The organism is Paeniglutamicibacter sp. MACA_103, assembly GCF_045798555.1.
Lineage (GTDB): Bacteria > Actinomycetota > Actinomycetes > Actinomycetales > Micrococcaceae > Paeniglutamicibacter.
The window spans coordinates 87,706-104,093 of sequence record NZ_JBIXLN010000008.1 but is presented as its reverse complement, the minus strand read 5'-3'; the positions used below and the strand labels follow the sequence as shown (position 1 = coordinate 104,093).

Genomic DNA, 16,388 nt, shown 5'->3' with positions numbered 1-16,388 from the left:
GTTACTCCTTGGTTTCCATTGCGTTTACCTTACCGAGGGTGCGGGCGCCTCCACCAGGACGGCGCCACGGAAGTTTCGCGCCCAGCGGCCCGCCCAGCGGCCCGCCCAGCCGCCCGGGTGCGGCCTGCGCCCCGCGCGCCGACAGCGCGGCCAGCCACTCGTGCAGCAGCGAGCGCGGGGAGAACCTGGCTCGCTGGCGGCGCCAGAAACTTGCCGCCGCGCCCATCTTCGCCGCCTGCCCGTCCACGTCCCGCCAGTAGCCGGCGGCCTCGTCGGGGTCGAGGGGGCCGGTGGAGAACGTGGCCTTGTCGGCGCGCGCGGCCAGATCCAGCGGGAGTGTGCCCAGCGTGGGGAAGCCGGCCGCCAGGGCGCCGGCGTGCTCCCGGCGGGTGGCCCCGCCGCGGGCGATGATCCCGTAGTCGGTGCCCTGGCTGAGCACTTCCTGCCAGCCGCCGCTGATGCGCGCACCGGGGCTGCCGGCCGAGGCACGGCGCCGCCGGCGGCGGGCCTTGAGTCCCAGGATGAGCAGGAACGGGGAGGCGAGCAGCAGCAGCGAACCGAAGCCGATGGCCACGCCGATGACCAGCGCGCCCCAGGTTTCCCAGAAGCCGGGTTCCTCCTCCTGGACCTCCTGCGGTTCCGGTGCGGTCTCCGGCGGCAGCTCGGCGTCCTGCTGTTCGGGCGGGGGCGGTTGGAGCACCTGCGGCTGCGGCACCGCCCGCGGTTCCTGCTCCGGCGGCGTGGGCTGCTCGTCGTCGTCCGGGGTCGGGTCGAAGGTGACCCAGCCGATGGACTCGAAGGCGATCTCGACCCAGGCGTGCGCGTCGGAGCCCTTCAGCTCCACCGCCGCGGCAGGATCGTATTTTTCCGGGTAGAAGCCCATGACGACGCGGGCGGGCATGCCTTGTTCGCGGGCCATCAACGCCATCGCGACCGCGTACTGCTCGTCGTCGCCGATCGGGTCTTCGGCGTCGAGCAGGCCGGTGATGCGCCCGGCCCCGTGCCCGGAGAGCGAGGGCACCTGCCCCTCGGCGCCGCTGGAGAAGAACCCGCCCGTCTTCAGCGCGGTTTCCAGGCTGCGCGCCCGCTCCAACGCGGTGCGCGCGGAGCCGACGTATTCCACGGACTTCGCCGCGGCCACCGGCGGCACGTTGGCCAGTTCCGGCATGCGCAGCTGCGCGAAGTCCGCGTTTTCCAGTTCCGCGTCGGCGGCCCGCACGGGGAATTGCACCCGCGCGGTGTAGCTGTCCCCGTTTTGCAGCCCGATGGAGCTCAGCGCGGTCTCCGCCTCGTCGGAATAGAACAGCGAGCGGGCCAGCTGCTCGCGTCCTTCCTCGTCCACGCCCACACCGGTGAGCCGGCCGCCGCCGGGCAGCCACACCCCGGCGTAGTCTCCGATGCGGATCCCCAGTTCCCCGCCGGCGCGCTGCGCCTGGGAGCCGGAGGTGCGGATGTCGGCGGAATCGCCCACCGGGGCGAAGTTGCCCCCGGACTTCGGGTCCACGTTGAACACCATCCCGTTGTAGGAATCCAGCGCAGCCAGCCGCACGCGTTCGCCCTCGGGCAGGCCGGTGACGGTGAGCAGGGTCCGCTCGGCCATGGTCTTGGTGTATTTGCGGAAGTTGGTCAGCGGGCTGGGGTAGGTGTAGAGGTCAACCGGGGGTTCGACGGCATCGCGCAGCACCTGCCGCGGGATCGGCGGGGTGATCAGGTCGGCGGCCGCGGCGGTGATGCCGCTGGCGCCGAGCAACACCACGGCCCCGAGGGCCACCCGCCTGACCAATCCGTCGCGCACCGAACGCACGTCCGCCTCGGTGTGGTTCAGCGAGCGGAAGCCGTCGGCAACGATGCTGCCGATGTGGCGCCGCCAGGCGAGCCAGCCGACCAGCACCGCCATGAACGCCCCGCCGCGCAGCATCGGCAGCGGCACGTCCCGGGTGCCGAAGGCGATCCCGACGACGAACATGGCCAGCAGCGGCAGCAGAGTCCAGTACGGCGCGCGCAGCCGCCACGCGGTGAGTCCCGCCAGCAGCCCGGTGAGCGCCGTGGCCAGGAACGCGACGATCAGCACCCCGCCGTAGGCGCCCACCGGAGGGGCGACGGTGAGCATGTCCTTCCAGGAGAACACCACCCCGGACAGCAGCACCCGCAGCGACTCGAACGTCGGCAGCACCCCGTAGAGGGCCTCGCGCGGGGTGGCCAGCGGGGTGCCCAGCAGCAGGTAGAGCCCGGCGAACAGCGCCATGGTCTTCCAGGCCTGCAGCCGGAAGTACACGTGCGCCCAGGCCAGCGAAAGCCCGGCGATGATGCCGCCGAGGCAGCACAGCAGGTAGTGGGCGCTGGTTCCGTAGGCATCGGCCAGGCCCAGCGCGCCGAGGAACAGGGCAAGGCCCAGGCAGCCGGCATCCAGCGCGTAGCGCCACATCGGCAGCTTGGCGCTCACGGCGCTCATGCCGCGGCCCTGCGCAGCAACAGCCCGAGCTCCTCGAGGCTGCCCAGGGTCAGCACCGTCAATTCGCCGATGTCGGCGCGGGCGGCGCGCAGCCCGTGCCCGCAGCGGATGGCGATGGCGCGCACCCCGAAGGGCACGTGCATGGACGCCTCGCGCAATTGGCGGGCGGTGGTGCCGGCACCGGTGAGGATGAAGACCACCGAGGCGCCGGGCACCGTCTCGATGGTGCCGCGGACCAGGTCGGCGACGTCGCGGCGGGGCAGCGTGCGCGCCTGCAGCCGGGTCAGCGAATCGAGCATGTTCCGGCCGGTGTCGGTGCGCACCGTGCCGGTCTGCGCCAGCACGGAGAGCTTGCGTTGGTCGGTGACGGCCTGCAGGCCGATGGAGGCCGCGGCGGAGACGGCCAGCTCGAAGTCGTCGGGCCCCGTGGCCGGGTCCCCGTATTCGCCGAGGTTCGCCGACAGCGCGATGGCCAGGTGCGAGCGCCGGGTCTCCTCGAACTGGCGCACCATCAGTTCGCCGGTGCGCGCCGAGGACTTCCAGTGGATGTGCCGGCGGTCGTCTCCCGCGACGTAGCCGCGCAGCGCGTGGAAGGACACGTCCGAGTTGGACAGGTCGCGGGTGGTCATGCCCTCCAGGTCGCGGATGAACCCGGCCGAGGAGCCGTGCAGGGCCGTGGTCCTGGGGTGCACGAACAGCTCGTAACTACCGGTCCAACGGACCTGGCGGCGCAGCAGCCCGAAGGGGTCCTGGCGCACCGAACGCACCGGGCCGACGGCCAGGACCGCGCGGCGCCGGGTGGGGATGGTGAACAGGTCCTCGTGCTCGGCGCCGGGTGCCAGCCGCGGCACCCGGAAGCTGGCGACGGCCGCGCCCACCGACAGTTCCATCTGCGCCGCGAACGAGGTCCGCGCCGTGGGGTTGGCCACTTCAAGGGCGCCGACCGCGCGGTCCCCCACCGCCACCCGGGTCCGGTTCAGCTCCAGGCCGACGCGGAAATCGGAACGCCCGACGATGAAGCCCAGCGCCACCAGCAGCAGCAGGGACGCCATGAACGCCCCGAGCAGGGCCTCCTGCCACCCGAACGCGACGCCGAGCAGCCAGAGCAGCACCGCGGTCCCGGCGACGACGAAGCCCAGCGGCGAGACGACGCGTCCGGCCGGGGCCAGGTACGTGGCGAACAGCGTGCGGGCGCGGCGCAGCAGCGGCTCCAGCGCCTCGCGCAGCAGCGCCGTGGCCTCGGCGAGCATGCCCGCCGATTTGTCCGCGGTGGCCTTCAGTGCCCGCGCGGTGGCGCGGGTCGCGGCACGGGCGGCGGCGCGGTTTCCGGCGCGCGTGGAGGCGCGGTTTTCGGCGCGGGTGGAGCGTCGGCTCATGCCCCGCCCACGTCCCGGCGCAGCACGGTGGCTTCGTCGGCCTCTGCCTCGTCGACGTCGGAGGGCGCCGGCTCATCGGTAGGGGCGGCGGTGCCGTTGCCGCTGGTGCCATTCCCGCTGATGTCGCGTCTGCCGCGGAGGCCGCTGCGGGTACCGCTGGCGCCGTTGCCGACGTTGCTGCCGGCGCCATTCCCGCTGGAGTCGAGGCTGGCGGCGCTGGTGCCGCTGGTGCCGCTGGTGCCGTTGGTGCCGTTGCCGGAGCCGGTGCCGCCGTGGCCGGTCGGTGCCGGCACGGTGCGCAGCGCGTCGGCGATCACGGCTTCGGCACTGGCCCCGGTGAATTCGGCTTCCGGGTCCAGCACCAGGCGGTGCGTCCACACCGCGGCGGCCAGCGCCTTGATGTCATCGGGCAGCACATAGTTCCGGCCTTCGGTGGCAGCCCAGATCTTTGCGGCGCGCACCATCGCCAGCGCCCCGCGCACCGAGACACCCAACCGGGTCTCGGACGCGTCGCGGGTGGCCTCGCAGAGTTGCGCCACGTATTCGAGCACGCCCCGGTCCACGTGGGTGGTGGCGGCCAGGTCGGCCATGTCGGCGACGGCCTCGGTGGTGATGATGGCGCTCACCGAGGTCGAGCGGTCACGCTGCGAGCTGCCGGCGAGCAGTTCGACGGTCGCGGCGCGGTCCGGGTAGCCGATGGAGGTCTTGATCAGGAAGCGGTCCAGCTGCGCTTCGGGCAGCCGGTAGGTGCCGGCCTGCTCGATCGGGTTCTGCGTGGCGATGACCATGAACGGGCGCTGCTGCGGGTAGGTGGTCCCGTCGACCGTCACCCGTCCCTCCTCCATGACCTCCAGCAGTGCCGACTGGGTCTTCGGGGAGGCACGGTTGATCTCGTCGGCCAGCACCAGGTTGGCGAAGATCGGACCGCGGTGGAACTCGAACCCCTGGGTCTTCTGGTCGTAGATGGTGATGCCGGTGACGTCCGAGGGCAGCAGGTCGGGGGTGAACTGGATGCGCGAGTTGGTCCCCTGGACGGTGGCCGAGAGCGACCGGGCCAGCATCGTCTTGCCCGTCCCGGGGGCGTCCTCCAGCAGCACGTGTCCCTCGGCCAGCAGGGCGGTGAGCACCATGCGCACCACTTCGTCCTTGCCGAGCACGGAGATGCCCACGTTGGCCACCAGCTTGGCGAAGGTGTCGGCGAACCAGCCGGCCTGCTCGTTGGTCATCGTCATTGAATGTGACTCCTGTTTCTCGTCGTAAGTTCTCGCACCGGTTACGGCGTCAGAATCCGGTCGTGTTCGATTTCACGCCATCGACCGTGGCGTAGTAGGGCGACTTGTATCCGGGTTCCACCACGCAGGGCAGGTCCGCCGAGGCCCGGCCGTTGGACCCGACGTTGAACGTCACGGGGTGGGAGGCGAAGTTCCCGCCGGAGTGGTAGCACGTGCTCACGTAGGTGTGGGACCCGGGGTCGAAGTCGTACAGCTCCACGTGGTACTTGTAGCAGTCCGGGGAGCAGGTCGAGTTGGGATACCCGTTGTAGTTCGGGCCGCGGCTCAGCTGCACCGAGCGCGCCGGCTTCGGGTTCGTCTGCTCGGTCTTCGACCAGGATTTGGTTTGGCCCTCGGTGTCGCGGGCGACGATCTTCAGCGTCCGGGAGGTCGAGTAGCCGAGGTTCTCCAGGCGCTGTGCCCCGTCGTTGGCGGTCTTGTTGCCGTTGATGGTCACCGTGCGGGTGACCGTGCGCCCGTTGGCCTCGCCGGCGGCGGCGTTCCAGGTGAACTTGATCCAGTGGTCCCCGTGCGTGGCGGATATCTGCGCGTTGTCGCGCAGCGGGCCGTAGGCGCTGGTCTGGTTGCTGGCCGGGCTCGGCGCGGCCGGGCCGGCCGCGTTCAGGGCGCGCACCCGCCAGGTGTGTGCCTGGCCGTTGGCTCCGGTGTCGATGGTGCCGCCCGGGCCGCCGAAGGACTGCCAGGCCCCGCCGTCGGTGGAGTACTGGTAGCCGGTGATCGGCGAGCCGTTCGCCCCGGGCGCCGTGAAGTCGAGCCTGACCATGCGGTTGGTGCCGGTGGCCTTCGCGGCGAGCGCGCCGACGGCCTTCGGGCGCCCGTACGGGGTGACCGCGGTGGAGCGCGGGCTCTGCTCGGAGGCACCGACGCGGTTGGTGGCCTGCACCGTGAAGCTGTAGGACTTCGAAGTCCCAAGCCCGGTGACGGCCTGCCGCTGCCGGCTGGCCGGGATGCCGGAGACTGTCTTGACCAGCGTCGCGGCTTCGTAGACCCGCACGGTGTAGCCGCTCAGGGCGGCGCCGTTGGCGCCCGGGGCCTGCCAGGACACGTCCACGACGCCGCCGTCGATCGCCGATTCCTGACGCACCGCGGTGGGTGCGTGCGGGGTGAAGGGCTTGCCGGCCGGGGTGATGGAGGCGGAGTAGGCGCTGAACTGCGAGGGCCTGGCGGCCTTGTTCACCGCGCGCACCCGGGCCTGGTAGGCGGTGCCGTTCTTCAGCCCCTTCCAGGTGTAGGAGGTGCCGGTGATCCCGGAGACCTGGGTGACGCCGTTGGCCGGGGCCGGGGAGATCTCCAGGGTGTAGCCCTGGATCGCCGAACCGCGGCTCACCGGCGCCTTCCAGCTGAAGGTGGCCTGCTGGTCCCCGTCCTTCCCGGTGGGGGCGCCGGGCTGTTCCGGTTCCACGTCCGGGCGGACGTCGGCGGAGGCCGGGGAGGCCGGCGATTCGCCCACGGCGTTGGTCGCGGTGACCGTGAAGTTGTAGACGGTGTCGTTGGTCAAGCCCGTGATGGTGCAGGTGGTCGTCGTGCACTTTTGCACGTGCCCGCCGCCGGAGACCGTGTAGTGGGTGATCGGCGAGCCGTTGTTCGCCGGCGGCGCCCAGGCCAACACGGCCTTTTGGTCGCCGGTGGATTCCACGCGGGGCAGCGAGGGTGCGTTCGGGGCGCCCTTGACGTTCAGCGTCACGGTGCCGATGACGTTGCGCGAGACGTCTTCGGTGACGTCTCCGATGGTGTATTCCACCCGCATGGTGCCCACGAAGTTCTCGCTCGGGGTGACCGCGACCTTGTCCCCGCTCACCGTTGCGGTGCCGTGGGCGCGCTCCAGCGGGCGCGCGTTGATCAGGCGCAGCGGCCCCTGGTCGGCGTAGGGGTTGTGGTCGTTGGCGAGCACCGCGACGGACTCGGTGCGGCCCTGCGCCGCGTCGGCCACGTTGTCCGCGACGGCGACCGGCAGCTCCCGGGTGGAGCCGGTGACGGTGATGCCCATGGCGGCGGTGGTCGGCGGGTTGACCCCGTCGCTCACCGAGACGCCGACGCTGCCGCGGGTGCCCTTGGGGGTGTCCGCCGCCGCTCGCACGCTCAGCGTGTGCCCGTCGACGATTTCGGCCTCCACGCCCTGGATGTCCACGGCGCCGAGGGTGAAGGAGAGCTTGGGCAGGTCCTCCTCGTTCGGGTCGTTCGCGGCCATGCGCAGGTCCATCACGGCAGGTTCCCCGCCCTGGCCCACGGACAGCGTGTTCGCCTGGAGGGTCGGCGGGAAGTTTTCCGGATCGGGCTGCTCTTCCTCTTCCTCGGGGTCGCCTTCGGGCCCCTGGCCCTCGCGCTGGTCGTTCGGGTCGTTGCCCGGGGCCGGGTCGACGTTGATCGGCACGGTCAGCGTGGAGGCCAGGCCCTTGGAGTCGTCGGGACCGGAACCGTCGGTGACCTCGAAGGTCACCGCGGCCGGGCCGGAGAAGTCCACCGGCGCCCGGAAGGAGAGCTCGGTGGCGGAAACGACCAGGTCGCCGTCGTTGGCCGGCATCGAGCTGACGGCGTCCTCGGTGGTCAAACGGGGGCTGCGGCCATCGCGCACGAGCACCAGGTCCTTCAGCTTCAGCGGCAGCACCTGGCCGGCCTCGACCTCGAGGGCCAGGCCGCTGCGCAGGATCGGGCGCGCCCCGCCGGTGCCCGGCACGTGCACGAACGCGTTGGAGGCCAGCCCGTCCGGGTCGGTGAGCGTGTAGGCGATGACCTGGGGCTCGGCGCCGATCCGGACGGTGAGGCCCGCATCTCCCATGCGCACGCCCGCCGGCGCGTCGGGCAGGCTGACGTCCAGGTCCGCGGTGCTGCCGTCGGGGTCCTCGTCGTTGCGCAGGATGTCTACGGTGACCTCGTCGTCCTCGATGACTTCCTCGAGCGAGACGCGGTCGTCGCGGGCGATCGGGGCCAGCAGGCGCGCCTCGGGATCCGACTTCACCGTCAGGGTGGCGCTCGCGGTGCCGCCGCGGCCGTCGCTGATCCGGTAGCGCACCGAGATCGTGCCGGTTTCCGGCGGGGAGGTGAGCACCACGCGCCCGTCGACGACCTCGGCCTGGACCGAGGACTCGGAACCGACCTCGGACAGCACCGCCAGGGCGTCGCCGTCCGGGTCGGTGTCGTTGTCCATCACGTCCACGGCCACGGGGCGTTCGGGGCGCACGGTGATGAAGTCGTTCACGGCCACCGGCGGGTTGTTGGCCTCGGCCAGCGGGGCGATGCCGATCTTCACGGTGGCGGTGGACCGCGCGCCGAGCCGGTCCTCGACGATGTAGCTGAATTCGTCGGTGCCCGAGGCATCCTTGTTGGCGGTGTAGTCGATGGCCGAGCCGCGGATCTTGGCGGTGCCCAGGCGCGGGGAGGAACCGAACTGGACCAGGGACACCGAGTCCCCGTCGGGGTCGATGGCCTCCAGCGGCACCTGCACGCTGGTGCTGCTGCCGGCGAAGACCCTGCCCTGGACCGGCACCGGGTTCGGCGGGGTGTTCTTCTCCAGGTCGTTGGCGTCGGCGGCGGGCAGGACGTCGAAGGTCACGCTCGCGCTGGCCTCCTGGCCGTCGGGCCCGGCCACGGTGTACACCGCGGAGACCTGGCGGGGCTTGCCGTCGAAGTCCCCGGCGCGGAAGCGCACGGCGGAGTCGGCGACGGAGATCAGCGAGCCCTCGCCCAGGTCGCCGGTCTCCTCCAGCTCCGGCTGCAGGGCCAGCTTGCCGCCGTTGGGGTGGATGTCGTTCTCCAGCACCTTCACGGTCGCCACGTCGCCGGCGCGCACGGACACCGTGTCCGGGTTGGCCTGCGGCGGGTCGAGGCGCGGCGGGGCGGGGATCGGCACGACGCGGATCTCGCCGGTGGCCTGCGTCGCGCCGTTGGAGATGGTGTAGCCGATGGTGGTCGGGTCGGTCAGCCCGCGCACGTCGGTGATGCGCACCAGCGAATTGCGTTCGACGCTGGTGGAGAACGGGGCCTCCGGGTTGTTCTGGGCGCCGGTGACCACCAGCACGCCGCCGGCCGGGTCGGAGTCGTTGCCCAGCACGTCGACCAGCACGTCCTGCCCGGAGGGCAGCAGCGCCATGTCGCGCACCGCCACCGGCGCCGCATCGGTCGGCTCGGCCTGCTCCACGTCGATGCGCACCAGCCCCGGCGCACTGGCCGGTCCGTTGGTGGCCAGGTATTCGGCGTAGAAGGTCCCGGCGCGTTCACCGGTGACGGTCACGCTGCCGGTCTCCGTGTTGGTCTTCAGCTCCAGCCCGGTGACGTCGTCCACGCCGGCCAGGCGCAGCCCGGCCCCGGAGGGGTCGATGTCGTTGAGCAAGGGTTCGAAGGTCGTTGCCTCCCCCACGCGGGCTACCACGTGGTCGGTGGCGGTGACCGGCTTGACGGCGGTGTCGGCGAGCACCTCGACGAGCACGCGGCCCTTGGTGCTCTCGCGGCCGTCGGAGACCTGGACCGTGACTTCCTTCTGGCCGATGCGCTTGCCGTCGTCCTGGAAGGTGAGGGTCCCGTCGGGGCGGACCCGGATGACGTCGTCTCCCTCGCTGGTGCCGCCGAGCAGACGCAGGTCGTCCCCTTCGGCATCCGTCCAGTCGGTCAGCAGGTTGCGGCTGGCCGATTCGCCCTGGCGGACCTGCAGGATGGTGGTGCGCCGCTGCTCCGGGGCCTCGTTGGTGTCCGTCCCGACGACCTTGAGGCTGACGGACGCGGTGTCGGTGCCGCCGCGCCCGTCGGAGGCGGTGTAGCTGAATCGTGCCGCGCCGGAGGCGTCCTCGGGCACCACGACCTGGAAACCGGTCCCGTCGTGCACCGGCTGCAGCTTGCCGATGGACGGCCCGCCGCCCTCCACCTCGGCCACCAGCAGGTCGCCGTCGGGGTCCACGTCGTTGTAGAGCACCGGCAGCAGGGTGGTGCGCCCGGGGCGCACCCCGAAGGTGTCGTCCTCGGCGATGGGCTTTTCGTTTTTCTCGGTGCGGTTGGGCAGCTCGATGGCGTCGGTGATCTCCTTGGTCTCCTCTTCCTTCGCCTCCCCCTCGCCCTTGGGCGGTTCCAGGTCGCTCCAGTTGCTGACGATCTCCATGCCCTCGTTCATGAGCCAGACCTGGCCGGTGGAGATGTCGTTGAGCACCACCACGTTGCGGTTGACCCGGAACTTCAGCTCGGATCCCTGGGGCATCTCGGGAATGGGCATGTTCTGGTTCTGCGCGGGGTCGTCGCACTGGCGCAGGTACTGGGCACTGGTCTGCCAGGCGGCGTAGGTGCAGCTGCCGACCCTCACCGGTTCGACGGGGGTTCCGGCGGTCTGAACCTGCTCGTAGTTCACGTTCCGCCCGTCCAGCGACACCGTGGCCAGCGCGTTGTCCAGGGCGACGGCCACATTCCCGGTCTCCGGCCCGGGGGCCTGGATCCTGGCGTTGGCAGGGTTCTCCACGGTGGCGTGCCGACCGGTGGAGGTGTAGATGTCGCCGGAGGCCGCGTCGAACACCACGCCGGTCGCCCCGACGGCGCTCAGCTGCGGCTCGGCCAGTGCGCCCAGCTCCTCGATCACGATCTCGCTGACCGGCTGCGCGGCACCCTCGCCGTCGATGGTGTGGCCGGCGAGCACCCCGGACTGGTAGTCCACGGTCCACACGGTGTCATCGACGCCGACCACGGCGTCCACCTCGCCGTTGGACTCGATGATCGGCTGGGCTCCGTCGCCGGAGAATTCGGAGATGTTCTCCACCCGGGCGGCCTGCACCGTGCCGTGCTCGTCGTCGGTGACCGCCACGACGGAGGCGCCAAACGAGAAGGATGAGTTGGCGGGCAGGTTGTTGTCGCCCGCGAATTGGACCATTGCCGGGTCGATGGTGGTCAGCGACGCCTGCTCGAGGTTGCGCACGAAGACCTGTTCGGCATGCTGGGCCAGGTCGTAGCGCGGCAGCGGCGTGACCACGCCGCCGTCGATGACGCGCGACTGGTAGTTGATGTGCCCGATCTTGCCCTCGGCCTGGTTGGTGACCCAGACGCCGCCGTCGTTCAATTCCACGTCCGCGGTTTCGAATCCCGGGTGGATGATGGCACCGGCCACGGCAAGTGCGGCCACGACCGGAACAACCACGGCCTTGAAGGCGGTGCCCTTCAACGGTGCGGTCCACCGGGCTCGACTGGGCTTTGCCATGTGCGGTCAATCCTTGCTGTGTATTGACGAATCGGCCGGATTCGAGGGCTGCTTTGCCCCACCGTGGAATGGTCGAACGCCCCCCAGCATACAACGAATGGACAATCCCCTTCCATGGTGAGTTCTCCCCATGGCCCGCTTCGGGCCCCGGGCCGCCGATTCCCCTCCATGCCGTGGACGGGGTTTCACCACCGGATTTCCTTCAACATCCATTTCACGTCGACTAGGGTTGGAACCATGACTGAGATCACTTCCCCGCGCACACCCAGCGCCATCGACGCCGTCGCCAACGAGTACTTCGCCCGCCTGCTCGAACTCGTCCCGGAGTTCGCCACCGAGCTTGGCCTGCCGGGCAGCGAGGCCGCGTACTCCGACCACTCGCCCGCGGGCGTCGCGGCACTGACCGCCGCCGCACGCGAGGCATTGGCGAAACTCGAACCGCTGACGCCGGTGGACGAGATCGATGCGACCACGCTCGACGCCATGAACGAACGCCTGGGGCTGGAAATCGAGATCGCGGAGACCCGCCGGACCGAGCTGAACAACATCGCCTCCCCGGCCCAGGAGCTGCGCGCCATCTTCGACTTGATGCCGCAGGAGACCTCCGCCGACTACGCCTTCGTGGCCGAGAGGATGCACAACCTGCCCGCCGCCATGGACGGATACATCGACTCGCTGCGCGATTCGGCAGCCCGCGGCCTGGTGGCCGCTGCCCGGCAGGTCAAGATCGTCATCACCCAGGGGCGCGAGTACGCCAAGGACGGCGGCTTCTTCGACGGCCTTGCCGCTGCGGGCGCCAAGGTGGCCCCCGAACTCGCCGAACGGCTGGGCTCCGGGGCCGCCGCGGCCAATGCGGCCTACCTTTCCCTGGCCAAGGTGCTCGAGGACGAGCTGCTGCCGCTGGCCCCGGAAAAGGACGCCGTGGGACGGGACTACTACGCACTGATGTCCCGCCGCTTCCTGGGTGCCGCGGTGGACCTGGAAGAAACCTACGCGTGGGGCGTGAAGGAGCTGGCGGACATCATCGCCGAACAGGAGCGGGTCTCCGAACAGATTTCCGCCGGTGCCACCATCGCGGACGCCAAGGAAATCCTGAACCGGGATGAGAGCCGGAAGCTCCCCGGCACCGACGCCCTGCAACGGTGGATGCAGGAGAAGTCCGACGCCGCCATCGTCGCGCTGGCCGGAACCCACTTTGAGATCCCGGCCCCGATGGACCGGATCCAGTGCATGATCGCACCCACCCAGGAAGGCGGCATCTACTACACCGGGCCCTCCGAGGACTTCAGCCGACCGGGCCGCATGTGGTGGTCGGTGCCCGAGGGCGAGGACCAGTTCACCACGTGGTCCGAGCTGACCACCGTTTACCACGAGGGCGTTCCGGGCCACCACCTGCAGGTGGCCACCGCGGTGTTGGCCCGCGACACCCTCAACGACTGGCGCCGCCACGCCTGCTGGGTCTCCGGGCACGGCGAGGGCTGGGCGCTGTACGCCGAACGGCTGATGCTCGACCTGGGATTCCTGGCCGATCCGGGCGACTACCTGGGCATGCTCGATGCCCAGCGCATGCGCGCCGCCCGCGTCGTCTTCGACATTGGCGTGCACCTGGAGCTGGAGATTCCCGAGGCATGGGGTTCGGGGACCTGGGACAGCGAGAGCGGCTTCGCGTTCCTGAAAAAGAACCTGGACATTTCCGCCGGCCAGCTGGAGTTCGAGTTCACCCGCTACCTCGGCTGGCCCGGCCAGGCGCCGGCGTACAAGGTCGGGCAACGACTGTGGGAGCAGATCCGCGCCGAGCGGGAAACCCGCGCCGGGACCGAATTCGACCTGAAGGAGTTCCACACCCAGGCCCTGGGCGTTGGATCGGTGGGTCTCGATACCCTGCGCCGGGCACTGCTGGGCTAGTTCAACGCCAATCTGCGGGGCCTTGTTGGGACCGGGTGCCGGGCTGCCTGGGGGCACCCGACCCCCGGGGCCGGCGAGGCACCCGCACCAGGCATGCCAGCGGAATTCGGCTTTTGAATGGGCTTGCTTGCCAGGCTGCCAGCGGCGTCCCGTACGCTTTTATCCATCTGTGTTTGAATGAGGGTGAACGCAAGGGTGAATCCGGGCTACATCCCTGATATGGCAACGGATCACCTGCCATAGTAGGTCTTGTTACTGCGAATTGCGTCGAAGCGACCACAACTTGGGAAACCGAGAAACTCCACTTCACGCACAAAAGCGATTATCGCCGGGGGTTCGCAGCGCGGCATGGATGCATTGCTTGGGGGCTGCATCAGTGCCAACGGGATTTTTCCGAGTCTAGTTTGGTGGAAGCCCAATCCCCGTAAGGCGGCGCGATGCGCGCGAAGCCGGCTCCTCGGGGCATGTGCGGGTCGAACACCACCTATTCGATGGTCTCGATGTCCCTGCTCGGAACCAGTCCCTGCACGCGCGCGACGTCCAGCGCAGACGCCCGGTCGGATACGCCAAGCTTCCGGTAGATGCTGCGCAACTGACTCTTGACGGTGTTGACCGAGACAAACTGCCGGTCGGCAATCAGCGCCGCGCTTCCGGTGGACACCAATTCACCCAACACCGCCAGCTCCCTCGAGCTAAGCACCGCGCGCCCCAGTCCGCCGGGAATATTCGAGACGGTGTTGGGGTCGACCTTGAGCTTGATCCGCAACTCCCTGGCCACGGTCAGGATCCGTTCCAGGTCCGGGGCGGGCAGCAGGTTCAGGGCCAGGCCAAGGCCGTATTCCTCGCCAAGCGCGGCCACCATGCGAAGCGCACCGCCAACCGCCGGCAGGTTGCCTTGCTGCAGCGTTGCCGCCAATACCAGCACCGCCTGCTCGAAGCGCGCTCGCGGCTGCACGGGCACGCCCAACGCCGTGCACAGCCTCAATACCTCGGCGGCATCGCCCTGGGCCAGCCTCACCCCCGCCTGCAAGATCAAGCGGGAGGTCTCGTCCGCCGACTTCGTCGCGGCCTTGAAAGCCTGGGAGGCATCCCCCGCAGCAAGGTTCAGCAGGCTCGACGCCGTGACCAGCATTTGCCTGCCGGCCTTCTGCACCACCGGCTGTTCGCGCTCTCGCACCAGGTAGCCCTGCATCCGGACCGGCGAGGCGGTCGTCTCCCCCAGGACCACGGCGAGGCGCGCCTCGGCCAACCGGATGTACGGCCAGAACTCGTTGTTGTGCTGGTCGATCCGCAACAACTCCACCCAGCGTGCGGCGTCGTCGAAACGCTGTCCTTCCATCGCACACAGAAAGGCGGCCGCCCTGTAGGGGGTGGCGAAATAGTGGTTGGCGGCGGGGTTTGACCAGTGCTCCGGCAACGATTCCGCAAGGATCCCGGCGGCCTTGTGGACGTCTCCGTTGAGGGCATACAGGTAGGCCTGAACCGTGTCCGCGTAGTGGTCGTTCTCGACACGATTGTGGCGTTGGTCGGCCGATACGCCCTGCTCCGCCACAATGAGGGCCTCATCGTCGACCCCGCCGGCGTGCAGGCAAAGGGCAAGCTGGATGAGCAGTGGCCCCTCGAAGGGACCAATCCCGTCACGCTGCGCGGGGGACATCTCCCGGTACAACGCCATGGCGCCGCGGGCCGAGCGCACCGATGCCTCGCTGATGCCACTCAACCTCAGCGCCACGGATTCGACCGTGACCATGATCAGCCGGTCCGAGGGAGCGGCCTTTCGACCCACGGTGCGTGCTCCGGCGGCGGCAAGGGCCAGCAATTCCAGGGTCTTGAGCTTGAATTTTCCGGTGGAACTGTAGGCGATCGCCAGGCAGATGGCCAGCAGCGGGAAGCGGGCCAGGACCGTCAGGGGCAGGTCATCGAGCAGGACCGAACCGCGTGTTCCCAGTTCGCCGTCAAGGTACTCGTCGGCATGCATCCGCAGGACATCGGAGGCCAATTGGTAGTCGCGCGCCTCCAGCGCGTGGCGCAGGGCGCGGAACGCGGACCCCCGGGTCGTCTCATAGCGGGCGCAGATCCGGTGCAGGCCGCCCAACCGCTCTGGATCCGGTTCCAGGTAGACGCGCTTGAGCACCCGGCGCAGCACCGGGTGCAGGCAGTATTCCTCGTCGGGATTCCGCGACGAGCGATACACCAGGCCGCGGCCTTCCAGATCAGAAAGCCACGGTTCCGCGTTCCCGGCGGCCAGCAGCGGCAGCAAGGGCGCGGGCACCGTGGTGGGCACGGAGACCACTGCCAGGAAGTCCAGCTGTCCGGGCTCCAGGTCTTCGCCTTCCAGCATCAATTTCACGTCGCGGTCGACGGCTGCGCGGACCGAAGCCAAAAAAGCCATGGCCTCCGGGTCAAGTTCCAGCGTCGTGGGCGACGACGCACCCACGGGCGACACCGGTTTCCCGGGTCTCGCCGCGATGTCCGGCATGCGGGGGCCCTGCATGGTTTCGGCACGGAGCTTGGCCATGCGCAGCATTTGCGGTGTGCCGCACAGGTCGTTGGCCAGTTGCCCGGAAAATTCCGCGAGCACGGTCCCCTGGAGGTATGCGGCGGCTTCCTCGGCGGTGAAACGGAATTCGTGGGGCGGTAGCACCGAGACATCGATGGGCAGCAGCGTGCGCCGGCGTTCCAACTCCAGGTAGTCGCGCGTCACGATGAGCATCCGACGTTGTGGATGCCGGCGCGCAGTTCGCTGCACCACCTGAAGGAGCTCCTCGTCGTTCCTTCGCGAGTAGCCAACAAGCACGACGAGGTGGGAATCAGGGTCCTGGGCCCCCACATAGGTCCGGGCCAGCACCTCGCCCAAGGGCTCGGTCGAGTCCGAGCACTCGATCCAGGTCCAGCTGCTGGCGCGGGGATCGCGCCGGGACAGCCAGCCGCGAATTGCAGTGCGCTTGCCCGAGCCGCGCGGCGCCCTGGCGATGACGACGGAGGAAGCGACAGCGTGGTCGAGCAATAGGTCAATGCGTGGGCGTGGCAGCGTGTCATCGAACTTTCCCCACTTCAATGCACCCAGACCCCTTCCCCATTTGTGCCGACCTGGGCGCCCGGAGTTCAGCGCTTCGGATGCAAACCAATAACATAAATAACCATTGGTTGAAAGCTCATCTTAACACCGGGGCGGGCGCATATGTAACGCGTCACAA

Annotated in this window: 5 protein-coding genes and 1 pseudogene; 1 reads left to right on the top strand and 5 read right to left on the bottom strand. The window is 69.7% G+C overall.

Translation table 11 applies throughout. The features are described 5' to 3' along the window. Position 1 precedes the first annotated feature (1 nt). The 4 genes and pseudogenes from ACIPVK_RS05835 to ACIPVK_RS05820 all read right to left on the bottom strand — a co-directional run bounded on the left by ACIPVK_RS05835 (position 2) and on the right by ACIPVK_RS05820 (position 11,286). Positions 2 to 2,452 carry a transglutaminase family protein gene (locus tag ACIPVK_RS05835; protein ID WP_407611019.1) on the bottom strand — a complete coding sequence of 817 codons (2,451 nt, stop codon included), beginning with the start codon at positions 2,450 to 2,452 and terminating at the stop codon, positions 2 to 4. After that, entirely contained in the window at positions 2,449 to 3,828 is a 1,380-nt protein-coding gene (locus ACIPVK_RS05830; RefSeq protein WP_407611018.1) for a DUF58 domain-containing protein, read from the bottom strand. The genes ACIPVK_RS05835 and ACIPVK_RS05830 overlap by 4 nt, the downstream gene beginning before the upstream one ends. Before the next feature lie 281 nt (positions 3,829 to 4,109). Beyond that, a pseudogene (locus tag ACIPVK_RS05825) lies at positions 4,110 to 5,060 on the bottom strand (AAA family ATPase); the annotation flags it as partial. A 49-nt stretch (positions 5,061 to 5,109) separates the two neighbouring features. Then, complete coding sequence (locus tag ACIPVK_RS05820) at positions 5,110 to 11,286, bottom strand: Ig-like domain-containing protein (RefSeq protein WP_407611017.1); 6,177 nt, start codon at positions 11,284 to 11,286, stop codon at positions 5,110 to 5,112. A gap of 237 nt (positions 11,287 to 11,523) precedes the next feature. Here ACIPVK_RS05820 and ACIPVK_RS05815 point away from each other — a divergent pair, with 237 nt between their 5' ends. Further along, positions 11,524 to 13,191 carry a DUF885 domain-containing protein gene (locus tag ACIPVK_RS05815; RefSeq protein ID WP_407611016.1) on the top strand — a complete coding sequence of 556 codons (1,668 nt, stop codon included), beginning with the start codon at positions 11,524 to 11,526 and terminating at the stop codon, positions 13,189 to 13,191. Between the two features lie 484 nt (positions 13,192 to 13,675). On the opposite strand, the gene ACIPVK_RS05810 is transcribed toward ACIPVK_RS05815, so the two are convergent. Next, positions 13,676 to 16,249 (bottom strand): LuxR C-terminal-related transcriptional regulator, encoded by a 2,574-nt coding sequence (locus tag ACIPVK_RS05810; protein ID WP_407611015.1) that lies wholly within the window; start codon positions 16,247 to 16,249, stop codon positions 13,676 to 13,678. Positions 16,250 to 16,388: the final 139 nt, after the last annotated feature.